This window comes from Flavobacterium shii, from assembly GCF_025847235.1.
Taxonomy (GTDB): Bacteria; Bacteroidota; Bacteroidia; order Flavobacteriales; family Flavobacteriaceae; genus Flavobacterium; species Flavobacterium shii.
The window spans coordinates 1-24,332 of the sequence record NZ_JAOZEW010000036.1 but is presented as its reverse complement, the minus strand read 5'-3'; the positions used below and the strand labels follow the sequence as shown (position 1 = coordinate 24,332).

General features: G+C 29.7%; 21 protein-coding genes. 9 read left to right on the top strand and 12 right to left on the bottom strand.

Going from position 1 to position 24,332, the window contains the following annotated elements:
• Positions 1-211 precede the first annotated feature (211 nt).
• Together OIU83_RS22605 and OIU83_RS22600 are read left to right on the top strand one after the other, a co-directional pair.
• Positions 212-1,495 (top strand): M20 metallopeptidase family protein, encoded by a 1,284-nt coding sequence (locus tag OIU83_RS22605; protein WP_264208539.1) that lies wholly within the window; start codon positions 212-214, stop codon positions 1,493-1,495.
• Positions 1,496-1,503: 8 nt separating this feature from the next.
• A complete protein-coding gene (locus OIU83_RS22600; protein ID WP_264208538.1) occupies positions 1,504-1,800 on the top strand; it encodes a hypothetical protein in 297 nt (98 codons plus the stop codon).
• 106 nt (positions 1,801-1,906) lie between these two features.
• On the opposite strand, the gene OIU83_RS22595 is transcribed toward OIU83_RS22600, so the two are convergent.
• The 7 genes from OIU83_RS22595 to OIU83_RS22565 all read right to left on the bottom strand — a co-directional run bounded on the left by OIU83_RS22595 (position 1,907) and on the right by OIU83_RS22565 (position 8,880).
• The gene (locus OIU83_RS22595) at positions 1,907-3,004 is read right to left on the bottom strand and encodes a Ppx/GppA phosphatase family protein (protein WP_264208537.1); all 1,098 of its coding nucleotides are present in this window, start codon (positions 3,002-3,004) and stop codon (positions 1,907-1,909) included.
• 780 nt (positions 3,005-3,784) lie between these two features.
• Entirely contained in the window at positions 3,785-4,363 is a 579-nt protein-coding gene (locus OIU83_RS22590) for a DUF6624 domain-containing protein (protein ID WP_264208536.1), read from the bottom strand.
• Positions 4,364-4,574: 211 nt separating this feature from the next.
• Positions 4,575-6,749, bottom strand: a complete 2,175-nt coding sequence (locus OIU83_RS22585) for a peptidase domain-containing ABC transporter (protein ID WP_264208535.1) — start codon at positions 6,747-6,749, stop codon at positions 4,575-4,577.
• 1 nt (position 6,750) lies between these two features.
• Positions 6,751-7,887 carry an HlyD family secretion protein gene (locus OIU83_RS22580; RefSeq protein ID WP_264208534.1) on the bottom strand — a complete coding sequence of 379 codons (1,137 nt, stop codon included), beginning with the start codon at positions 7,885-7,887 and terminating at the stop codon, positions 6,751-6,753.
• Positions 7,888-8,105: 218 nt separating this feature from the next.
• Complete coding sequence (locus OIU83_RS22575; RefSeq protein WP_264208533.1) at positions 8,106-8,243, bottom strand: hypothetical protein; 138 nt, start codon at positions 8,241-8,243, stop codon at positions 8,106-8,108.
• 25 nt (positions 8,244-8,268) lie between these two features.
• Positions 8,269-8,394, bottom strand: coding sequence for a hypothetical protein (locus tag OIU83_RS22570; RefSeq protein WP_264208532.1), 126 nt, complete (start codon positions 8,392-8,394; stop codon positions 8,269-8,271).
• 336 nt (positions 8,395-8,730) lie between these two features.
• On the bottom strand, positions 8,731-8,880 hold the full coding sequence (locus OIU83_RS22565) for a hypothetical protein (RefSeq protein ID WP_264208531.1): 150 nt from the start codon (positions 8,878-8,880) through the stop codon (positions 8,731-8,733).
• Positions 8,881-9,311: 431 nt separating this feature from the next.
• Here OIU83_RS22565 and OIU83_RS22560 point away from each other — a divergent pair, with 431 nt between their 5' ends.
• The 7 genes from OIU83_RS22560 (at position 9,312) to OIU83_RS23655 (ending at position 19,763) form a co-directional block, all read left to right on the top strand.
• Complete coding sequence (locus OIU83_RS22560; RefSeq protein ID WP_264208530.1) at positions 9,312-11,027, top strand: helix-turn-helix domain-containing protein; 1,716 nt, start codon at positions 9,312-9,314, stop codon at positions 11,025-11,027.
• A gap of 326 nt (positions 11,028-11,353) precedes the next feature.
• On the top strand, positions 11,354-13,060 hold the full coding sequence (locus OIU83_RS22555) for a S8 family peptidase (protein ID WP_264208529.1): 1,707 nt from the start codon (positions 11,354-11,356) through the stop codon (positions 13,058-13,060).
• Positions 13,060-14,766: a S8 family peptidase gene (locus OIU83_RS22550; RefSeq protein ID WP_264208528.1), complete on the top strand. Its 1,707-nt coding sequence runs from the start codon at positions 13,060-13,062 to the stop codon at positions 14,764-14,766. The genes OIU83_RS22555 and OIU83_RS22550 overlap by 1 nt, the downstream gene beginning before the upstream one ends.
• Positions 14,766-16,472 (top strand): S8 family peptidase, encoded by a 1,707-nt coding sequence (locus OIU83_RS22545; protein WP_264208527.1) that lies wholly within the window; start codon positions 14,766-14,768, stop codon positions 16,470-16,472. Before OIU83_RS22550 ends, OIU83_RS22545 begins: the two co-directional genes overlap by 1 nt.
• Complete coding sequence (locus tag OIU83_RS22540) at positions 16,472-18,736, top strand: lantibiotic dehydratase family protein (protein WP_264208526.1); 2,265 nt, start codon at positions 16,472-16,474, stop codon at positions 18,734-18,736. The genes OIU83_RS22545 and OIU83_RS22540 overlap by 1 nt, the downstream gene beginning before the upstream one ends.
• Before the next feature lie 141 nt (positions 18,737-18,877).
• Entirely contained in the window at positions 18,878-19,654 is a 777-nt protein-coding gene (locus tag OIU83_RS22535; RefSeq protein ID WP_264208525.1) for a thiopeptide-type bacteriocin biosynthesis protein, read from the top strand.
• Positions 19,596-19,763 (top strand): hypothetical protein, encoded by a 168-nt coding sequence (locus tag OIU83_RS23655; RefSeq protein WP_404827730.1) that lies wholly within the window; start codon positions 19,596-19,598, stop codon positions 19,761-19,763. Before OIU83_RS22535 ends, OIU83_RS23655 begins: the two co-directional genes overlap by 59 nt.
• Before the next feature lie 116 nt (positions 19,764-19,879).
• Here OIU83_RS23655 and OIU83_RS22530 read toward each other — a convergent pair whose 3' ends face one another.
• From OIU83_RS22530 to OIU83_RS22510, 5 genes are all read right to left on the bottom strand, one after another.
• Positions 19,880-20,938 (bottom strand): FISUMP domain-containing protein, encoded by a 1,059-nt coding sequence (locus OIU83_RS22530; RefSeq protein WP_264208524.1) that lies wholly within the window; start codon positions 20,936-20,938, stop codon positions 19,880-19,882.
• Positions 20,939-20,987: 49 nt separating this feature from the next.
• The gene (locus OIU83_RS22525) at positions 20,988-21,377 is read right to left on the bottom strand and encodes a hypothetical protein (RefSeq protein WP_264208523.1); all 390 of its coding nucleotides are present in this window, start codon (positions 21,375-21,377) and stop codon (positions 20,988-20,990) included.
• A gap of 1 nt (position 21,378) precedes the next feature.
• Positions 21,379-21,693 carry an aminoacyl-tRNA hydrolase gene (locus OIU83_RS22520; RefSeq protein ID WP_264208522.1) on the bottom strand — a complete coding sequence of 105 codons (315 nt, stop codon included), beginning with the start codon at positions 21,691-21,693 and terminating at the stop codon, positions 21,379-21,381.
• Positions 21,694-21,911: 218 nt separating this feature from the next.
• Entirely contained in the window at positions 21,912-23,123 is a 1,212-nt protein-coding gene (locus OIU83_RS22515; RefSeq protein ID WP_264208521.1) for a PQQ-binding-like beta-propeller repeat protein, read from the bottom strand.
• A gap of 206 nt (positions 23,124-23,329) precedes the next feature.
• Positions 23,330-24,028, bottom strand: coding sequence for a pseudouridine synthase (locus OIU83_RS22510; protein ID WP_264208520.1), 699 nt, complete (start codon positions 24,026-24,028; stop codon positions 23,330-23,332).
• Positions 24,029-24,332 lie beyond the last annotated feature (304 nt).

Here is a 24,332-nt window from a genome sequence, read left to right as displayed (position 1 = left end):
ATAATAATAATAATAATAATCTAAAAATAGAATAATGATAGCACTTCTTGTAACTTCTTATTTAGCTATTTGTAAATTAATACAATATTACTTTGCGAATAGCTTCTAATTAATAGAAAACAGAAATATTTATGCAATAAAATTTCAATTTTGGGTTTAAAAATTTAAAATCATTGATTGAGTTTTAGGTATATTTGGTAAAATTCTAAACATGAAAATACGATTTCTATTATCCTTGTTATTCCTTGTTGTTTGCCAGCAAAAAGCAATTTGCCAACAAAAGACAAAGGAAGCATCAACTCATGAATCCATAAAACTCGAAACCGACAACATTTTTAACAAGCTAGTTGATATAAGGAGAGACTTTCATGAAAATCCAGAATTGGCAGGTAATGAAATACATACGCAGAAGAAGTTAAAGCAATACTTACTTGATTTAGGTCTTGAAGTTGAAACAAATATTTATGGTTATGGAATTATAGGAATTTTAAAGGGAGGAAAAAATGGAAAGAAAATAGCTTGGCGTGCCGAAATGGATGCGCTTCCAAATGACTTACCTGATAACGTTGATTTTAAATCTAAGATAAAAGGCGCTCAGCATGGTTGTGGTCATGATGTACACATGACGATTGCACTCGGAATAGCTGAAGTTCTCGCAAAAAATAAAAATTCTTTACATGGAACGGTATATTTTATTTTTCAACCTGAAGAAGAAACATTTGTTGGGGCAAAAAACATGATTAACAATGGATTACTTTCCAAAATAAATCCTGACGAAATTTATGCATTACATGTAACTGCATTACCAGCAGGGCAAATATTGGTTAAGCCTAATGAGATGTTTGCCTATCAAAGAAGAATACAAATTAAACTTAAAGATGAATTGACCAAAGAGCAGGCAAAAGAACTAACAAAAAAAATCTACAGTCTTTTATCCCGCGCCGAAACAGGCAGTAAACCCTGGGAAATACAAAATATGAGTGATCCGAAAATTGGACTTGCAAACCCCAATACGGCTTATAAAAATTACTTAATAATGGACGAGAATTTTAAAATCTATTCCAAAAATAATGAACTCTTCCTGGAAGCTTATTTGTATGAAACTAATTCCTCTAATCTAGTAACTATTATTCCTAAAATCAAACAAGTAATAGAAGCTAGTGATTATAAAGAGCTACTGCTTTCCGTTTCATTTACTCAAGAAAATCCAACTGTTATGAATAACAAAAAATTAACGGATACGGCTGTAAAAACGCTTAACACTATTTATGGAAAAAACTGCGTAAGTACTGATTATGGACAATTCCCTTTTTTTAATGATGATTTTACTTATTTTCAACAAAAAATTCCTGGCACTTACTTTTTTCTCGGAGGTTCCAATATTGAAAAAGGAATTATTGCAATGAATCATGCTCCAAATTTTAGAGTTGATGAAGAGTGTATGAAAGCAGGAGTCAAAAACTTTTCATCCTTAATTCTTGAGAGACTTAAATAAAACTTAAAATGAAAAAAAAAGCATTACTCCTCTTAGTATTAACAATTTTATCTTGTAATTCCAAAAAGTCTGAGCAAATGATAAACCACGAAACTATTAAGCCTATTACAACAATTGAAAGTGCCAAAACCTATATTCGATCAAACTTTAAAAGTAACGAAGAAACCCTTTTAATTTCTGATGAATTAAATGACCCAATTGGAATGAATATGGCGATTATTTTAAATGAAATAATAGCATTAGGTTACGATGTAAATGGATTTGAACAAAAAGAAGGTTATCGAATTTATAAATATAAAAAATAAAAATTATTGCTGCTTTTTAGAATCCTGATACGCTGATTTTCTATTGCATAAAAAAAGCTTCAGATTTCTCTGAAGCTTTTTTTAGTAACCCTAACGGGAGGAATTCTTAAAAATTAGTATTTACTTTTTTAGAACGATCCGCAATGTATGAGACAAGCCATGATATTGGTCCTTCCTTTACAAAGTATACTTTCTTCTTCTCTAAATTTGGAATACTTTCCAAGTAAGTAACTAGTATGTTATTTGCCGAAATAAGGTATTGCTGGTCATATATTTTCAAAACTCTAGCTGCCTCTTTATTATTTTTCGAAAGGCTATTAAACTTTCCGAAATTATTCTTTAGGATTGCATCGTAATTAAGAATGTCTTCCATACTTAAAGGAACAAAATGGTCCTTAGTATTTTCATTATAATATAGAGTTGCAAACGCCCAGACAGCACCGCCAGATAAATAGATTTTTTCTTTTTTTAATGAAAGAGGATTTCTATCAAGCATTTCTTTTATCTTCTTACGTAAAACTGGATTATAATCAAAAGATTTTTCTTGATATACAGACATATCGCTAGCTTGGTTTTGATTTGAAACAGTTTTTTTTACTGCATCAGTAAGTGTCATTGTTCCGAAATTAAGCTCCAAAGGTATAAACTCTAATCTGTTATCATCAAGTTCATCAATGTATCCACCTTTAGTACTTGCAGCTCCAATATCAAGCAATAGAGCATTAGAATAATCAACAGGCGGTATAGATCCTTTAACTAACATTTTAGCTTCATCTTCAACATTTATAATATCGAGATTTTTGTTGGTTACAGAGTTGATTTTATTTTTTAAAACATCAATGTTACGAGCAGTTGCAAAAACAGAAGAAGCTACTATAAAGATATTTTCTTCGGGAATTTTAAATTCCGTTCTTATTTTCTTCAATTGATCAAAAACTATAATACCAGTTTTGGTAATGTCCTCTTGTGTAAGTTCACCATAAGAAGTAATGTTTTTGGCAAAACTAAAACCTTCTTCATTCGCGTAATAGGCAATCTTATAATCTGCTTTCTTGATGTTGTTTACGTCTAGAACTGTGACTTTTATTGTTCTACGCCCGATTTCAATTCCAGCATAGAAATTTTTTTGAGAAAATGAATTAATGGAAAAAAATAAATTTAAAAGAATAAAAATTAGAATTTGGGATTTGTTTTTTTTAAGCATTGGATTTAATTGTAGTTATAATGTAATTATTTTTGAAGAAAGACTGTAAGGCAGTTTTTATTTTATTAGTATAAAAATCAGAAGTTTGTGTTGTAAAAATAGTTTCATTTAAGATTGTGGAAGTAGACTTCTCTAGAGTAATTTATTGTCTTTTATATTAATTATAAAGCAAAAGGACTTCATGGTTGTTAATGTGTAAATGACTAAATGAAAAAGTGGTTGGTAACCAAATCTAAAATACGACGAAGCAGATACTACTAAGTAAAAGATAGCAAATTTATAAAAACATTTACTAATATAAACTCCGTTACTAAGAAAATATAATTATTTAATTGTTAAGGTAGTGTTTCTAAATTAATGATATCCTATTTTCTATTTCTAAAGCATTGAAAAAGAATTACAATTGGAGATAATTCAGCAAAAAAATCAGTAATAGCAGTCCTTGCTTTCAAAGAACTCTTGGAAAAGCTGTGCAAATTTCTTTGATTTTTAAACTAAATTTTAATAAACAGAGAAGTAGCTGTTCCTTGGTAAATCCAAAAAAATAGTATAAGGTATTGTATGTCATAATGCCAACTTTATTACTACAATGGAATTTTATGTTTTAAACATATCTCTAAATTGATATAATAATCTTTCTATTAATTTAAAATCTTTTGTCACATTCTCGATTCATTGTTTTACATCCAACCAGTAATAAAAAACAGGCTATGGAGAAATGAAATTTTATAAAATTTAATTTGGCTTGACTTTTTTTCAACTTTTATGAGTTTGTTTTTTTTATTTGTACAATTTTGGTTCGGTAATACCTCGCTTTAAAAAATAATCTTTGTTCATTTCAAAATGATTCTTTGTTAACAAATTCAGATATTTTTTCAACGGCATTAATGAATATTCTATTCTGCGGGCATCTATATTAATACTATCCTCTAATTTTTTTGGAATAGCTTGACCAAGTTTATTGTACTCTACCTGAGTAGCATAATATTGCATTTGATTACTATTGATTTTTACTCTATCATATAGATAGGCATAATTACTGGCTTTTGCATTTTTTTTATCAACCTGAACTTTTAATTCGGTTAAAATTCTTTTTTGAAAATTAATATTCTTATCAGAGTGTTGTGCAACCAACCGTAGAATATTCGAACTATGTTCTCCAATTTCATTAAATCCTAAATAGCCATATTTATCTAAATATGCTTCTATTTTTTGTTGATTTTTTTGATAAACACTATCTTTAAAATTATTCCATTTTTCAATTGGATAGTCTTTAAATTTATCCGGTGGTCTTCCATTGGTAGCGCAGTACTGGTCGATTATTCGAATTTTTTCTAATTCATTTTTAACAATTTCCATTTCAGTACTACTTTTTTTATGTGAGCTACAACTTACCAAAACCATTATAAAAGCCAATTTTAAATTTTTAATTTTAGGTGTTTTGTTTAAAATATTAAGGTAAATTACGAATTTACTTATAAAACAAACTTAATCAGTTGATATTTTTAATAAAATAAATCTCTATAGTTTTTTTCTCCAACCAAATCATTTATTGCAGGTATTTAAAACATTATAATAATCCCTGCTTGTTCCATAAATCATAATACTCCCCTTTTTGCTCTAATAGACTTGTATGATTTCCAGATTCGATAATAGCACCATTTTTCATTACCAAAATAGTATTTGCATTTGCAATTGTACTTAATCGGTGCGCAATAACAATTACGGTTTTGCCCTGTGATTTAAAATTATCAATAACATCTTTTACTATCCTTTCGGAGTTAGTATCTAATGAGGATGTTGCTTCATCCATTAATAAAATTTCAGGATTCTTATATAGCGCCCTTGCTATTGCAATTCGTTGTTTTTGCCCGCCAGAAAGCATAGTACCATTTTCTCCAATTTGTGTCTCAAAACCATTTGGCAATTTCTCTACAAATTCTGTTATTCCAAGTTGTTTCGATAAATCTAAAATACGCTGAATATTAGGAAAAGAATCACCCAAAGCAATATTTTCGATAATATTACCCGAAAACAAATTGAGTTGTTGTGGAATCACGCCAACAAATTTTCTTAGACTTTCGTAGTGGATAAATTGCGTATCATATTCTCCAATGTAAATTTTCCCTTCTTTTATTGGATATAAGTTTTGCAGTAATGAGATTAATGTAGTTTTACCACTTCCGCTTTCACCAACAATTGCAGTTGTTTCATTTTTTTTGAATGTGGCATTAAAATTTTTAAAAACTTCGACTCGTGATCCATAACGAAAAGAAACATTTTCGAATTTTATATTCCCTACGTTTTCCTTTTGTAGCTCAATTTTGTTTTCTGTTTCTTCACGTTCCAGATCCATTATTTCAAAAAGTCTGTCGGCAGCAATTAATGCATTTTGTGCTGTTTTGTTCATTCCAATCAAGGAGGCAACTGGAGAAGTGAAATAACCGATTAATGCATAAAAGGAAAATAATTCTCCTGGAGTAATTGCTCTGTCGATTACATATCCAGAACCTATCCACATTAAAACAACAGTGAATCCCGAAGCTAAAAATTGAGTAGAAGTCGTTGTAAAAATCCCATTTAAACCTGATTTATAAGTTGTAAATAATAATTTCACAAACTTGTTTTCGGTTTTTAGGTTTGAAAATTCTTCGATTCCAAATTCTTTTACGGTTCTAACATGTGTAATACTTTCAACTAATTGCGTTTGCAGTTCGGCGGCATTTTCCATGATATTCCGTTCTACTTTTTTATTGAATTTATTCAAAACAAAATAGATTACAGCATAAAAAGGAATGACAAGCAAAATTACCAAAGCTAATTTCCAATAATAAGTAAACATTAAGGCAAATGAAAAGATTACGATAAAAACATTTACAATCATTTCTATTGCAACCTCATTTATAAACGAACGTATTTTTACAGCATCATTTATTCGGGAAGTGATTTCTCCAATTTGCATAGTGTCAAAAAAGCGTTGTGGCAAATGAAGCAAATGTTTATAATATCCAAGAATTAATTTGGCATCAATTAATTGCCCTGTTTTCATTACAAATATGCTCTTCTTGGAACCAATATAAGCCTGAAGTAAAATGATTACAATCATAGAAATACTTAATAGATTAAGTAAATTTCTATTTCCATCAACCAATACGTAATCGGTTATTTTTTGGATATAAATAGACATTGCCAATCCTAAAACTGTAAACAATATCGCACCAACCAAAGCCTGAATCAAAATGACTTTATGAGGCTGTATTAAATGCCAAAACCGTTTTATAGGAGACGTTTTTTCATTATATGTTTTAAAATCATCATTAGGAGCAAAAAGAACCAATACACTTGACCAGATTTTTTGAAAATCCGCGAAAGTATAGCTTTCCATTTTGCCAAAACCAGGATCCATAACCGATATGGTTCCTCCTTCTTTGGAGGGCTTAGAAGAGGATTCTACTTTATAAATTACCACATAATGATGTAATTGTTCTTTTGTAATTATATGAGCAATAGCTGGAAGCGGAATTTTATCTAAAGAATCGATACCTCCTTTTACTCCTTTGGCGGTGAATCCCATTTTTTCGGCAGCTTCAATAATACCCAATACATTAGTACCTCGCTTATCGGTATTTGCATATTGGCGAATTCTTGCTATAGGTAAATTAACTTTGTAATGGTTTCCAATAGAAGCCAGACAAGCAGCACCACAATCTTTGATATCATGTTGTTTTATTTTTATTGATGACATATTAATTTATACTTGTTTTAGGGTTTAACCAATCATCTATTTTGTCAAATAATAAATCAAACAGACTTCGTCGTGTAATAATATATCTTGTTGTTAATGTCATTCCTTTCGAAACATTTGTTCTATAGCCGGATTGTAATTGCATAGTTGTCGAATCTAATGCACTACGTACTTTAAAAAAGGCTTGTTCCCCTTGCATAGTAATATTTCTATCAATATCGATTACTTTTCCTTCCAATAAACCCCATTGATTGTAATTAAAAGCATCCAATTGAAATTTTACTTTTTGGTTCATTTTTACAAGCCCTATATCATTTGGTGAAACATTACTTTCTACAATAAGATGATCTGCGGCCGAAATTGATGCGATGGATTGTGAAGCATTTATGTAAGAGCCTATCTGAATACCCGAAAAACTTTCAATCGTGCCCGAAATTGGAGCTAAGACAACATAATTAGCTGATTCTACATTTATTTTAGCCACCGTTCCATCTAAGGTTTTTAATCGTTCCTCTAAATCTCTTTTTTGGTTTTCCCATGTTGCTTTTTGTTGACTTATATAGCTTTTTATTGCTTGGTTGGCAAAGCGTAATTCGTATTCATACTTTTCAAATTCGGCTTTTGCAATAATATCTTTATCATATAGGCTTTTATTTCGATTGAAATTAATCTGTGATTGAGCGACTTTGCTTTGCAATTCATTTTTGCGTGCTTGAAATTTAAATAAATCTTCCCTTGCTGTCGATGTAGACAAATGCGAAGTTTTATTTTGTAACAAATAAGTAACGTCTTTAAGTAATGCCGAAACTGAACCAGATAAAGTGTCCTGTGTGTTTTTATCGCTTTCAAGATTTTGTTTGGAGATTTTTATAAGTGTATCCCCTTTTTGTACAATGCCATTATTTTTAAGAGACAACCACGTAACACGACCACTTACAATTGTTGAAACAGGTACATTATCGGTCGTACTACGAATAATCCCACGACTCTGGCTACTAATATCTACTTTAATTATTGGTAATAATGCCAAGAAAACTACAATCGCCAAAACAAGTACCAAATAAATGGAGAAGCTTTTTGTTTTGTTTTTTGCTATAAGATTTTCGAGTGTATTTATTGGATCTGAACTAAAGTTCATTATGATAATTTTGAAGGTTTGTTGGTATAATAGAAAGGTAAAAACAGGATAATAGATTTCCTGTCCTTCTAATAAAAGAAAGAGAATATAATAGAAGGAATGTTATTATTTATCTATTTTTCTAAAAAAAGACCGATAGCATATCCTAAATAATAGAAAGATGCCATAACAATAACGGCATACCTTATTTGTTGTAGTGTTTTAGTGGATTCTATAAATTAATTTGCTTGATACGCAAATCTCCCCAATTGAAAACCAATAAAAGTTAAAATAACCGATATCCATAAAACCCATACTATGAAATTATTGGTTTTTTCTTTGGCATAAAGAGCCAATCTATTTGTAAATTTTCTCATAATTAGTTAGTAGTTTTAAGAGTTATTAATGTCCAAAATTATAGTAAGATTTTCCTATTATAAAGGCAACAAAATATAAGAAAGCCCAAAGGATAATAGCTGAAATTACTACTTTGGCATAATAATTTGGATTTGTTTGTTTAATTTTCATTGATATAAATTTATAGGTTATTTTTTATTTTTATGTATATATCGAATCCGCAAATGCATATTTTATGAATAGATTTTTTTCGTCTTCAATAATTTTAATACCACTTCTTTTGAAAACGGAACAATTAAATACATCTATTCTCCAAACTCTTTTTTCCAAGCTTTTAAAATACCAGAAAAATCCCATATCTTTTTTTTGTATTTTTTTGCCAAAAATATTAAAACAAAAACATCAAATAATGAAAACAATAATATTAAGTATAAGCTCATAATTATAGATATATAAAATAGCTACAAGTTTAGTAAAATAAATTTGTAGCTATTAACTTAGTTAGTATTATGCAGATATTCCTGAACCGCCGAAATCATACATTCCCATAATGTTAATTCTTCCAGCGCCAACCCACCATGGACCAAAGAATCCACCATCAACTTCTTGTACTTCTTGAGCATTAAGCTCTACTAAATTTAAATTTTCTAAATTCATAATTTGTTAGTTTTAAAATTAAACATTTTTTTGTTACAAATGGTTTCTCGAGAAATTTCTTCACAATTTTACATTCTTACGTATTAGGACGTATGTAGAATCCCATTGTTCTATTTTTTAAGGGTTTTAAAACAATTAAAATAATCCCTGATAAATTGGCCAAATTATAATCTTAAAAACAAGCTTATTTAAAAGTAACGTCTTACTAAAAAACAACCTCATTTTCTTTTGCCAAAACTATATCAAACATGCTATTGAAAGCAAATGGTCGTTATCGAGATTCCCGAATCCCGATATTGTTTTCAGGAATTCCTTATCGAAAAACAACATAAATAGCTATTTGTCAAAACATTAGACAAAACACATTAAACAGCATATTTGTTGGTATAATTGTACAAGTTTATCTTATTTTTGTAAGAAAACTAAATATAATGAAGAACTTTATTGGGCTCCAATTTTTTTTATTGTTTTTATTGCCGATTACGATGTTAGGACAAACTCCAAAGAAGGATTTAGCCAAACTTACGTATGATGAGTTAAAGAAGTCTTTTTGGGATAACGAGAGAACTCCTAAAAAACAATTAGAATATGCAAATGCTTATTTAGTTAAAGCTAAAGAAGAGAATATGCCTATTGAAAAGGCCAGAGGATGTTTTTTGCTTTCTTTGGTTTTAGTATCCGAAAATGACAAGGCTTTACGTTACCTAGATAGTGCTATTGTTTATACAAAAGATTTAAATGATACTAAATATCCCGCATACGCTTATTCTGGGAAAGGATATGTTTATAAAAGGCAATTTAAATATAAGGAAGCAATTAATAACTTTTTAATTGCTGAAAATATTGCTAAAAATAACAATCTGGATTTATATTATGATACGAAATTTTCTATAGCCACTTTGAGATCGGAAGAATTAGGGGAGGTTAATGAGGCTCTTTATTTGTATAAACAATGTTTTAACTATTATAAAAATAAAAAAATTAGAACACCAGAATATTCTTATTCCTATCAGCAAGTAATTTTTGCACTAGCAGATGCTTATAAAGCTTTGAATCAAACAGATTCAGCAACTTATTATAATAAACTAGGGTATTGGGAATCAAATTTCACTAAAGATTATGAAATTAATGCTCTTTTTACATTAAATGAAGGTGCTAATTTAGTACTTAAAAAGAGCTATAAGACGGCTTTGGACAGCATAAAAAAAGCATTACCGAAAATGATTTTTTATAAAAACAATGGAAATATTTTGGCTTCCTATTTTTATTTAGGAAAGGTTTATGACGGTTTAAATCAAAAAGACAAAGCAGTACGAAATTTTATTAAAGTAGATTCGCTATATAATGTTAATAAAAGGATTACTCCTGAATTTGTAAGTGGCTACCCATATTTAATTTCTTATTTTAAAAAGAATGGCGACAAAGAGAATCAGTTAAAGTACATAACAAAATATATGTTTATTGATAGTATTTTGCAAACCAATTATAAAGAATTAACTAAAAAACTTCAAAAAGAATATGATACTCCAAATTTAATTATAGAAAGAGAAAGTCTAATAGAATCTCTTAATAATGATAAAATAAAAACATATTGGGGATTAGCAATCTTATTTATAATCACCATTTTGGCAACAGCACTTGCATTATATCAATATCAACTTAAAAAAAAATATCGTTCTCGATTTGAAAAAATAATTAATAAATCCGACGAACTCATTGAAAATCAAGATGTAAATAGTGAAGTAAAAAGAATTAAGACCAATATAACAAAAATTGAAGATATTGGTATTGGAGAAGAATTGATAAAGTTAATTTTGGCAAAGCTCAACCGTTTTGAAAAGGAAAATGGATACTTGGAATCTAATATTACCGTACAAATGTTATCAACCACATTTGAGACGAATAGCAAGTATGTATCCAGAATAGTAAATGTGCATAAGGGGAAAACATTTGTACAATATATAAATGATTTAAGAATTGAACATGCTATTATAAAATTAAAAGAAAATAATAAACTCAGAAAATATACCATTCAAGCACTCGCTTTGGAATTTGGTTTTAACAATGCAGAATCATTTTCTACTGCTTTTTACAAAAAAACAAGGATAAAGCCAACTTATTTTATTAAAAAACTGGATGTCGTTTAATAGTTTTAAAGCATTTACTGATAAGATTTTACTGTTATAGAGCAACTCGAAATTCCTGAATTTCGATAAACATGATGATTTTGTTTGATACTAGTCTAAGTAGGCTACCTATATTTGTAAGTATATTAATAAATAAACTTTATAAAGATGAAAACGGAAAAAAGTAAGCAATAAATTTGATTTAAATAAATTTGAAGTAGTAAAATTGAAAAACTTGCGTGTAATTAAAGATGCTAATGTTTTTGATGCCCCAATCAATACTAATGCTAATAAAGGAGGCTCATCCAATAGATTTAATGGTTAAAATTTTTAAATTAATATTATTTATGATGAAACAATTTTATGGGGTTGTTTTCCTTGTTTTATTTTTAATTGGTTGTAAATCAGTAATAGAATCAAACAATACTTCTGTAAACTCGGTGTTAAAAAATGAACTTACACCATTAGAATTACAAACCTGGTATCAAAAAGATTACTTATTAGATGAAATACCTGGAATTTCATTGGATAAATGGTATGGTCAAAATAAGAAAAAATATAAAAGAAATGTAATTATTGCAGTATTAGATACTCAAATTGATATAAACCATGAAGATTTGCAAGGACAAATTTGGAAAAATGATAAAGAAATTCCAAATAATGGAATTGATGATGATCATAATGGCTATATAGATGATGTAAATGGCTGGAGCTTTATAGGGGCTAAAAGTGGAAGTCATGCTGTATGGGGCAATTCTGAATACGTAAGGTTGATAAGGGAACTAGATTCTAAGTTTTATGGAAAAAATGAAGATCAAATTTCATTTCAAGAATTATCAAATTATAAAGAATATCAAAGAGCTATTAAAGTTTATGAGAAAGAGAATATCTCATATGGAAGGTGGCTAAGTTCTTTAAATCACAGTATTTTGGTTTACCCTATCATAAAAGATACTTTAAAGCATTTCTTTCCTAAAGAAGATTATACCTACCCGCAATTAGACAGTATGTATAAAAAGTATAAAATAAATGATAAAACTTATAGACAAATGCGAGAGAGTAATGATAAAGACTTAGCAGCATTAATTTATTACATGATGATTAATATCAGAAATGATGAAAAAACTTTAGAGGTTATAAAAAAAAATCAGGCAGAATTAGATTCTATTGTAAATAGAAATCTAAACAAAAATTTTAACGATAGAGCCATAATAGGAGATAACCCTAATATTTTAGAAAAAGGGTATGGCAGTAGTAATGTTAGTATTTCTAAAAAAGGAATTAAAAATATTCAAGGGCATTGTACTAAAGTTGCTGGTATTATTGGAGCAAATAGGAGTAATAATATTGGAGTAAAAGGCTTTTCCAATAATATAAAAATTATGCCTCTTAATATTTCTTACTCTGGAGATGAAAATGATAAAGATATTGCGATGGCAATATATTATGCTGTTGATAATGGTGCTAAAGTGATTAATATGTCATTTGGAAAAGAATTTTCGGTACATCAACAATGGGTTTCAGATGCTTTCAAATATGCAGAGAACCAAGATGTTTTATTAGTACATGGTTCAGGAAATGAAGGTTTTAATGTTGATGAGAATCCATACTATCCTAGTGATAACAATTTTGATGGGACTGCCGAAATTTGCAATAATTTTATTAATGTTGGTTCAAATTCAGTTAGGTTGGATGGCACATTTGTTTCTAGTTTTTCAAATTATGGAAAACAAAATGTAGATTTATTTGCTCCTGGAGAACAAATTTATACTACAATTATTGGAAGTGCTTATAAATCTGATTCAGGTACTTCTCTAGCTGCGCCAATGGTTTCGGGAACAGCTGCGCTTATTTGGTCATATTATCCTAATCTTACAGTTCAGGAAGTTAAACAAATAATTATGGATTCGGGAACTGCTTATGATCTCGAAGTTATCGTTCCAGGGACAAAAGATAAAAAAGTTCCGTTTTCTGAATTGTCAAAATCCGGTAAGGTTTTAAATCTATATAATGCAATGCAGCTTGCTGAGAAAGTGAGTAAAAAGAAAAAATAATGAAACAAATTTATATAATTATTCTGTTTATGTTTTTTTTTATAGGCTGTAAATCTATTAAGGAACCAAGTAATCCCAACAAAAATGTTGCAGTAAAAAAAGAACTTACACCATTAGAATTACAAACGTGGCATCAAAAAGATTATGTATTAGATGGTATACCTGGAATTTCATTGGATAAATGGTATGCTTTGAATAAAAAGAAACCTAAAAGTAAGAGTGTTATTGTTGCTGTAATCGATACTCAGATCGATTTGAAGCATGAAGACTTGCAAGGACAATTCTGGATAAACGAAAAAGAAATTCCAGATAATGGGATCGATGATGACAACAATGGTTATATTGATGATGTTAATGGTTGGAGTTTTACAGGAACTAAAAGTGGCGGTTATGTCGTATGGAATAGATATGAATATGTGCGCATTGTAGAGGAGTGGGGGGCATTATTCAAGAATAAAACAGAATCCCAAATTGATACTCAAGACCTGTACAAGTATAAAGAATACCAAAGAGCTCTAAAAAAGCTGGAAGAAAAAGATCCGTATTATAAAAGATGGTTTAAGTCTTTGAATTACAAATGCTTGCTTTATCCAATAGGAAAAGATACCTTAAAATATTTTTTCCCTAAAGAAAATTATACTGTCAAACAGTTGGATAGCATGTATAAAAAATATAAGATAAATGATAAAAAGTTTAAGGAAAGACGTGACGATAATGATAGAGACTTAGGAGCGTTAATTGATTGTATGAAGTCTTGCCTAGAGATGAATCAAAAAACCCTGGAAGATATTCAAAATATGCAAACTCAGCTAGATTCTGTTATAAATAAAAATTTGAATGTAGAGTATAATGAACGCCTTCTTATTGGTGACAATCCTAATATTCTTGAAAAAGGCTATGGTAATAATAATGTAAGTAATAATAAATCGGGACATAGACCTATTCAGGATCATTGTACTAAAATGGCTGGAGTTATTGGAGCCAATAGAGAAAATAATATAGGGATAAAAGGAATTATACAAGACGTGAAAATTATGCCTTTAAATATTTCTCCATCGGGAGATGAACATGATAAGGATATTACAATGGCAATACGTTATGCTGTTGATAATGGTGCAAAAGTTATCAATATGTCTTTTGGTAAGGAATTTTCATTGCATAAAGAATGGATTATAGAGGCGTTTAAATATGCTGAAGAACATAATGTACTATTAGTCCATAGTGCAGGAAATGATGCAATTGATATTGATAAAAGTATATATTATCCAAATGATATTAATGTAGATGATGGAAAAGAATTTTGCTCTAATTTTATCACTGTAGGATCTGTTACCCATAAATTGAACAGTACTTTTGTGTCTGATTTTTCTAATTATGGGAAGCAAAATGTTGATTTATTTGCTCCGGGAGATGAAATATATTCTACAGCTTCAGAGAATAGTTATAAATCAGATTCAGGAACTTCAATGGCTGTTCCAATGGTATGTGGTACAGCAGCATTAATCTGGCAATATTACCCTAAGCTTACAGTTGCACAGGTTAAACAAATAATTATGGATTCGGGAACAGCTTATGATCTCGAAGTTATCGTTCCAGGGACAAAAGATAAAAAAGTTCCGTTTTCTGAATTGTCAAAATCAGGGAAGGTTTTAAATGTATATAATGCAATGCAGCTTGCTGAGAAAGTGAGTAAAAAGAAAAAATAATGAAACAAATTTATATAATTATTCTGTTTATGTTTTTTTTTATAGGCTGTAAATCTATTAAGGAACCAAGTAATCCCAACAAAAACGTTGCAGTAAAAAATGAACTTACCACATTAGAATTACAAACTTGGTATCAGAAAGATTATTTATTAGATGGTATACCTGGAATTTCATTGGATAAATGGTATGCTTTGAATAAGAAGAAACCTAAAACTAAAAGTATTATTGTTGCTGTAATTGATACTCAAATTGACTTGAAACATGAAGACTTGCAAGGACAATTCTGGATAAACGAAAAAGAGATTCCTAATAATGGAATCGATGATGATAATAATGGTTATATCGATGATATAAATGGCTGGAGCTTTATAGGAACAAGAAATGATGGTTATGTCGTTTGGAGTAACTTTGAATATGTGCGTATAGTAAGAGAATGGGGATCATTATTTAAGGAAAAAACGGAATCTCAAATAGATGCTCAAGACCTGTACAAGTATAAAGAATATCAAAGAGCTTTAAAAAAATTAGGAGAAAACAACATATACTATAAAAATTGGTTTAAATCCTTGAATCATAATCTTGCTATCTATCCTCTTGTAAAAGATATGTTAAAATACTTTTTCCCTAAAGAAGATTATACCTATAAACAATTGGACAGTATGTATAAAAAGTATAAAATAAATGATAAAAGATACAAACAAAGACGCGATGATAATGATAAGGATCTAGGAGCCTTAATCGGCTATAGGATAGTTAGTCTTGAGGTTAATCAAAAGACTTTAGAAGACATACAAGATAAGCAAACTCAGTTAGATTCTGTTATAAATAAAAGTTTGAATATGGAGTATAATGAACGTTTTCTTATTGGAGACAATCCTAATATTCTTGAAAAAGGCTATGGTAATAATAATGTAAGTAACAATAAAGCAGGACATAGGTCTTTTCAAGATCATTCTACTAAAATGGCTGGAATTATTGGAGCCAATAGAGAAAATAATATAGGGATAAAAGGCATTATACAAGATGTAAAAATCATGCCTTTAAATATTTCTCCATCTGGAGATGAACATGATAAGGATATTGCTATGGCAATACGTTATGCAGTGGATAATGGTGCGAAAATAATTAATATGTCTTTTTGGAAAGAGTTCTCTTTACATAAAGAATGGGTATTTGAGGCCATGAAATATGCCGAAGAGCGCAACGTGTTGTTGGTTCATATCTCAGGTAATGATGGTTTTGATATAGATAAAAACCCATCTTATCCAAACGATAATGATTTTGAGAATTTCAAAGAGGTATGCTCTAATTTTATTAATGTTGGTTCTATTTCACATAAACTAGATAGTACTTTCGTGTCTGATTTTTCTAATTATGGGAAACAAAATGTTGATTTATTTGCTCCGGGAGATGAAATATATTCTGCTGGAGCAGCCAATAGTTATAAATCTGATTCAGGTACTTCGCTAGCTGCGCCAATGGTTTCGGGAACTGCTGCGCTTATTTGGTCATATTATCCTAATCTTACAGTTCAGGAAGTTAAACAAATAATTATGGATTCGGGAACTGCTTATGATCTAGAAGTTATCGTTCCAGGGACAAAAGATAAAAAAGTTCCGTTTTCGGAATTGTCAAAATCAGGTAAAGTTTTGAATGTATATAATGCAATGCAGCTTACGGAAAAAGTGAGTAAAAAGAAACGATAATGAGCACTTATAAAATTAAGTGTTTCTCACAATATGTTTTGCGAACACCTTTATTTCCAGTCTCATTTTATTTAAATCTAATAGATAATTATTCTCAGGAAACTTTATTGCAAGTATTAGAAAATCCTTTGGTAAAAGAAGCGATTCGTATAGCATCTCCAGAACTGGTATTGGCTTTGGATAAATGGAAAAAAAATTCTTCTAATCTGTCAAATAAAAAAGAGATTGGTTTAGAGATTACCTTGCTAAAGTACCTTGCGAGAATGTCTGCCCGTTGTACCCCTTTTGGTCTCTTTGCAGGTTGTACTACAGGAAAAATAGATTCGGAAACCAATATTATACTTAAATCTCCAGCTAGTTTTATTCGTTACACGCAATTTGATATGCAGTTTTGGCTAGAAATGTTGCAGGAAATTGGGAGACGAAAAGAGGTTGTAAATCATCTTAAATACTATCCTAATACTTCAATTTATGCGCTTGGTGATTTTTATAGATATGTAGAGTACAAATATGTAAAGACAAAAAGAGAGCATAGTATTTCTGCATTAAGAAAATCATCACTTCTGGAAACAGTATTGCTACATGCAAAATCCGGAATGACTGTTGATGAAATGACTTTGTTTCTTATTGATAATCCATCCGAAAAAGAAGATGCATTGGGTTTTATTTATGAGTTGATCAATTTTCAGTTTCTTGTAAGTGAAATTGACGGAACTATAACTGGTAAAGAGGAATGGAAGAGAGTGTCTACTATTTTTAATAAAATTCCTGAGTTGCAGGATGATTGTAAACAACTACAAGACATCAAAAAAAAGCTTTTAAAACTAGATGTAAATCTGGTTCCTCCAGAAGTAATCTATGCTGAAATTAAAATAGTAATCCAAAAAATGAATTTGCATTATGATGAAAAATATCTTTTTCAAACCGATTTAAATACGGCTACTTATGTAAATGGATTAAGTAGACAAATTCCTAAAAAGGTAATGCAAGCTGTGCGTTTCTTAAATGGAATTCAAGGCAAAAAAGAATCTGTAAATCAGTCCAATTTTGTAAAAGCATTTATTCAAAGATATGAATCAAGAGAAATGCCTTTAACCACAGTTTTAGATACAGAAACAGGTATAGGTTATCTTCAAAATTCGGAAATGAATGATGTTCATGAAATATTGGAGCGATTTTCTTTTGAAAAGACAATAGCTAAGAAAAAAAATGAATCTTGGAGTGATTTTGATTATATATTAGAGAAAAAAATGCAAGAGTGTATTTTGAAGAAAGAGAAAAGTATTTCACTTTTTGAAAAAGATTTCCCTGATTTTGAGTCTAATTGGAATAATGCTCCAGCCACATTTTCGGTGATGATCGAAGTTCTAAAAAATGAAGAGATTAGTATTGCGTCTTCGGGGAATGTTAGTGCTGCAAAATTGTTGGGGCGTTTTTGTAATGGAAATAGAAGTATTCATAATTTGACAAAAGAAATTATTGAAAGAGAAAGCGACTATTATTCGGATAAAATTCTTGCAGAAGTCGTTCATATTCCAGAATCAAGAACGGGAAATATATTACGCAGACCAATTTTAAGGGAGTACGAAATCGCATATCTTTCTATTCCTGGTGTGTCAGAAAGTCAAGTAATCGATTTAAATGATTTGATGATTGCTATAAAAGGGAATAAAATTATTTTGCGATCTAAAAAATATAATAAAGAAGTGATTCCTTGTTTGTCTAATGCTCATGATTATTCTAATAATTCATTACCTATTTATCATTTTTTATGTGATTTACAATCTCAAAATTTAAAACCAATTTATAGTTTTAATTGGGGTGTATTGGATTTACATTATAATTTTTTCCCGAGAGTGCTGTATAAAGATGTTATTCTTTCGAAGGCAAAATGGACAGTATATAAAAATGAAATTGATCAATTTTTAAAAATAGATAGTAGCAAATTACTTGAAACTTTTACTATCTGGAAAAATCAGCGAAATATACCTAAACTTGTAAATTGGGTTAATTCGGATAATACGCTTTTGCTTGATTTAGAAAAAGAAATTTGTATTCAGCTATTTTTAAAATCGGTTCAAAATTATAGTAAAATTATCCTGGAAGAATTTTTATTTTCTAATAATTCTATTGTTAAAGATGCAAATAGTGAAGATTTTTCCAATCAATTTATACTGTCATTTTATAAAGAACAAATAGTGTCAGAAAAAAAGGATGTGGAGAACGCAGATAAAATGGATTCGCTATGGCGAAAACACGGATAAGACAAATTTTTCCCTATTATTTTCAAATATTTTTTTAACCGCAAAGTACACCAAGAAGAAACGCTAAGAACATAAAGCTTTGCGAACTTTGCGAAAATCTTTTGCGCCCTTTGCAGTTAAAGAACAAGAACAAACATAAAAATGAAAAGAGATTTTTGTTTAGGAAGTGAATGGTTGTATTATAAGATATATACGGGAGTCAAAACTGCAGATACTGTTTTGGTTGAAAAATTATATCCGATTATTTCTTTATTAAAAGAGAAAAATCTAATCGGTAAATGGTTTTTCATACGATATAAAGATCCCGATGAGCACTTGAGAATTCGTTTTCACATCAATTCACCGAATAAATTATCTGAAACAATAGGATTACTTTATCCTGTTTTAAATCAATTGCTGGAGCAAGATATTGTTTGGAAAGTACAAACAGATACCTATAAAAGAGAAATAGAAAGGTACGGACGGAATACAATGATTGATTCTGAATTTATTTTTTGGCAAGACAGTGAGATGATCTTACAATACTTAACTATAAAGCACTCTTTTGCAAATATAGATATGCAGCTGCTGTTTAGTTTTTGTACAATTAATAGTTTTCTGGATTCATTTTCGTTAACAAACATGGATAAATTAAATTTAATGAATGATTTACAATTGTCCTTTAAAAATGAATTCGGCGTGGATAAGATTCTTAAAAAAGAAATGGACAAACAATATCGGGAATTGTCTCATCAAATACATCAATTCTTATCTGGCGCAGCCAATGATGATTATTCTGAAATAAATATGTTAATAGAAGAGAAACAAAACCAAACAAATGAAGCTGTTTTAAGGATTAAAGAAAATTTACAAATTCCAAATGAGTCACATACACATGATAATGAACAGGCAGTATACATCAAAACAAAGAATGTATGAATTAATAATTTATGATCACTTATATAGATATTATAAAACAGTGACGTATCAATATTCTTCAACTAAATTAAGAGCTAAATTTGTTGAGAATTTTTCGATTGAAACTTAGAAATCTAAAAGGTAGCCATACACTACCTTTTAGATTTCTATTTAAAGCTGTGATCATTTTGTTCCGTACAAATCACTGATATAGCTTTTTACAGATGGTCTATTATAACCTAGTTTTTAATTTTTAACTAATCTAATATAGTTTCCATAAGCCCAGTTGGAATTTCCAAAATCCCCAGTAATATAGGAGTCATATGAACGAATCCAAAACATATAATGACTGTCTGGATCACTGCTTGATCTTTCTCGTGTACTTGACCACCAAGTTCCCATTATTCCATACTCATAAGTTGGTTCTAGTTTCTTTCCTCGAACGCCTCCCGTGGTACCGTCACAAGGTCGCCCATTGAATCCGCTAGAATTATTACCTTTTGTATACGACCAGTCCTTTGTTGCTAATTGAGCTCCAGCCTTTTTAACTCCTCCTAAATTATTGACTAGTGTTTTCCAATCACTTTCCGTAGGAATGTGCCAACCATCCGGATTTACCCCCCTTGCATCCTTGATTGCATGAACGTTATAGATTATACCGCAGTTTTGTTGATTTGGGAGATCGCAAAGATTAGTAAAAGCTGGTGTTTTATCCTTACATAGTTTTTGCCATTCATCACTAGTTTTAGCTTCTGTTATTGGGTCTCCGTTTTTAAATTTAACAACAGCTAAGTTTTCGGTAGCCCACTCTTGATTGCTTATTTTTACTGTATTGAATATTTCATCAGAAGCATTATAAATTTCTTTTAATACCCCGGTATTTGCTGAATTGCAACTCCAAACGAAATTTTCCGGGATTATTCCTGCGCTTCTTTTAAGGCACTCTTTATTAGCAATGGCATCAGCTTGCTCCTTTGTTTTCGCTAATCCCCATCCGAATGCAGTTCCTACTTTACCGTTAATAGTTCTATACGCCGCACAACCTGTCCCAGAATAAGATAGAACGACCGTGCAATTACCTCCTTTTTTTTTACATTCTTCAACCGCTTTTTGTTCAGCCTCGGATAATGTCGAATAATCATGTGACCATCCATAATAAAGTCCATTGCTCCTATCTATAGCCAAAGCGCCAAATTTAGTTGATGCGGTTTTAGTGGCTGTAGTTTTCTTGATGGGTTGTTTTGTTTGTCCATACGTAGTAAACATCACTATCATTAATAGATAAATTGTAATTAGTTTTTTCATGATTTCAAATTTTAGTTATTTCAAAAATTTTCTTCTGCGTTATATTTTTCTATTTACTTAATTGTTCCATAATTTGTATTATCTCAATAACATAGTTTAGTTCCAAATTCATTCTGTTATTTCCTTTATATTTAATTTCAATTGCATCATCCGTTTCATTATATTTTATTATAATTTGTGAACTTTCAATTTCCCAATAATATTCGTTTCCTCTGTGTTTGAAAAGCCGATTGGTATATGGTTGTCTTTGATAGTTAGGGTTTTCCCAGATTTTTTTTGAAATATTAGTTAACAGGTCAATAATTTCATAAGCATCAGAATGTGTTAGTAAGCAATACACTTCTTTTTCGTAGTCGAGCTGTAGAGAAATACAATCTCCCTCTTTTTGAATCTGAATATTTCCACTCTTAATAAACCAATTATAAACCTGATTTTCCATTTTATATATTTTGGGGTGTCCACATTTTTAAAAACTTAAATTTTTTTGAATATTCCTCTCTTGGACAAAATGCCAAACAAACTTCTTTGTTCTCTAGTGACGATTCTGTCAATACAACAAAATCAATTTCCTCTTTTAGTTTATCAAATTCAATTTCATTCGCTAAGCAAACTACTTTTTTAAATATTCCATTTATCCATTTTATCATATTATCATTTTCTTGAAATTTTTTGTAACAAGACAATGATGCGTGCGCTGTTATTACTGGAACCAATTTATCTGGAATATTATCTTTCACGATAATGTACATTTTCATACGTTGAACTTAGCAGAGATTATGACTAACCTATCGTTTCACCTTAGGTTTATGTATTAAAATAATACTTTAATACAAGTAAAATTAAGCTAAATGTGAGGCAAAAAAAATACTCCAAAAGGAGTATTTTTTTTTATACAAAGACTAAGTCAAATCCTAGAGAATACAGTGTTTTTTTTATGTTTTAAAAAGTCTCTCAATATTTAGTTATTTTATTTTTAACGAATTAACTTTAAATATGCACTATAGATATCATCTTTAAGAGAGGTTCGCATATAATATACGTTTTCTTCTTTTTCTTTTAAACTGTATTGAATTAAACCAGCATCACAATAATAATAAAATAAGTTATCATCATCAGGAAATTCAATATTTGAAACAGGTAAAGTTGTTAGTTTTATTTCGAATACTATTGCCCCACTTGTCAAGTTTAGTTTAAAAAGTCTTCCTTTACGTGTATATCCCCAAAGATTATTATTTTGCTCAGTAATGTATTCGATATTGTCTTCTTTAAAATCAGTTTTCCATATCTGAGTTCCTGTTTTTGAATCTACAGAATATACAGAAGAAACTTTGGAACCTTGTGCTGCAAAATATATTTTTTTGTTTTTACAAAATATACGTTCCTTGATATTATATTGATTTTCATCTAATTTAAATTGCCATAAAATATCCAGTTTATTAGGGCTTAAAGCAAAAAGTACATCTTTTTCATTTGCTATAAATACGTTTTCTCCATCTGTTACAGGTTTTCCGTTCATAGCTTCCTCAAAGCTTTTTTGGTTAAGAACTTTTCCTGTATTTGCTTCAAAGCTATAGACATTCGACGCGCTTTGGGTAAAAATTTTATTGTCAAAAAAGAGTACTGGAATGTCGTTATTTGGGGAGTCTAACTTGTAGTTCCATAATAAACTGCCATCTTTTATATTAAGGGCATATATACTACTGCTTTGATCTTGATTTTGAGCAGTTATATACAGTTTTCCATTATTTATAATTGGAGTTTGATCTTTTAAGATAATTTGATCTGTAATGTTACCTAGTCTTGATTTCCAAAAAACATCACCGCTTTGATTATCTACTGCCAAAATTTCACCGTTTATGAATGGAATGTATACTACTCCATCATGTATCGTTACTTTATTTGCGCACATTTCGGTATTAGAATCTGTAGCTTTTGCAGTCCAATTAATTTCTTCGGAATCTAAATCAAATGAAAAAATAGAGCCGTCATAATCATAAATTAGGATTGATTCTTTATCTAATGGAACTTTTTGAAGCGGATTTATAACCTTATTAGTTACAGCTTCATTAAGAGGTAATTTATTATTAGAATAATTCGTTTTATCAGGTTTTGACATGGTTGAAATTTGCCCAAACATATTTATAACAGTAAATACAAATAAAATAGTTATTAGTTTTTTTTTCATTTTTAAAATTTAGATTTGATAATTTGATTTCTTAAATATATTTGATGCGAGTAAATATAAACAAAAAAACTCCAGATTTCTGTGGAGCTTTCGTCTTAGTAGTGGGAGGCATTGAAATAGCTAACCATTTTTTTAAGGATTATTGTAGTGTTTTAGCATGTGCATCTTAAATTTCAAAATACAGCAATAATTTACAAATTATTATTCTATTTGTATTTACTCAAATCTAGATTAAGAATGTTACCTACTCTGCTAAACTCTTCATTAATCTTTGCATTCAAGATTAGTTGTTCATTTTTTATTGGATGATTAAAAATTAACTGATGTGCATGAAGCATCATTCCTTTCAAGTCATAATTCTCCAACCATAATTTATTTTGTTTGTTACAACCATGTGGTCGGCTTCCTAAAATGGGATGAAAAATATGTTTGAAATGTTTTCGTAATTGATGCATACGTCCAGTTTCAGGAATCGCTTCTACCAAACAATATCGTGACGTTGGTTTATTGTTAAATTCTAACTCAACTTCGGCATTTTGCAAACGATGAAAGTATGTTATTGCATTTTGTTTAATGTCATCATCATTGATTAAATCATAGTCAATAGTTAGTTCTTCGGGTGACCAACCACGTAAAATAGCTAAATATTTTTTTTGGACTTCGCGTGTAGCAAAACGTTCATTCATAATTTTTAAAACCTCTTTATCCAATGCAAATAACAAGACACCAGATGTTTTGCGGTCTAACCGATGAATAGGATAAACGTGTCGCCCTCCTATTTGATTTCTCAATTCTTGAATAGCATAAACTTTTGCATCACGCGCATAAAATGATTTGTGAACCAACAATCCACTTGGTTTATTAATTGCTATAATATATTCGTCTTGGTAAAGAATTTCTAACATTTGGCAAAAATAAAAGAGATTCCGATTAAAATCACTTTTATGACTTATTTATTTCTATACTTTTCTTTTTTTTATTTTAGATCTAAAAATAAAAAAATGCCACTATAAAAACAGTTATTAAAACCCATCTCAATGTTCTTTTATACTATTGATTATATTATCCCTATACTTGAAATTGTATTTAAAATTACACAGCTACTCTGTGGAGAGTTCTTGCGAAAGATAAATTTATAGAGAGTGCTGGCGAATGTCTCCTGACTTCGCACCCACAATCTAAATAAAGCAGAAAAGTACATAATTTGGG